This is a genomic window from Pseudomonas sp. TSO6 (assembly GCF_056098905.1).
Genome location: NZ_JBLZWV010000091.1, coordinates 1 through 415 on the forward strand (window position 1 = coordinate 1; position 415 = coordinate 415).

1 protein-coding gene is annotated in these 415 nt (G+C 59.5%); it reads right to left on the reverse strand.

Annotated elements, in window-relative coordinates:
• Nucleotides 1-415, reverse strand: a 415-nt coding sequence (locus ACN6NG_RS29915; protein ID WP_474317533.1) for an immunoglobulin-like domain-containing protein, incomplete at both ends; no start/stop codon positions are given.

A 415-nucleotide genomic window follows, 5' to 3' on the forward strand; every position in this document is an offset into this window, starting at 1 on the left:
ACCCAGCTGCACAGTCAGGTCCTGGTCCAGGGCCTGCTTGATGCTGATGGTGAAGGTCGGCTTCTCGTTCTCGAACACCGACGTCTGGTTGGCAACGATGCTCAGTTCAACCTTGTCGCCTTGGTTGCCTGGGCCCGAGGTACCAACGCCGGCCTCGTCCTTGACGATGGTGGTCACTGCGGTCTTGTTCAGAGTCAGCTGCTCAAACTTGCTGACACCTTCACCGGCCACCGATGCCAGGCTGTTACTCACGGAGGTCTGGCCAATGTACACGTTATCCGGCGCGGCGACAGTCACCGAGCCGGTGGTAGCGTTGGCTGCCACATTGATAACGGTCTTGTCCGCCAGGGTGAATGTCATTGCACCGTGGTTGTTGATCGGCAAGCCAGTCGGGCCGGTCAAGGTGACGGTGTAG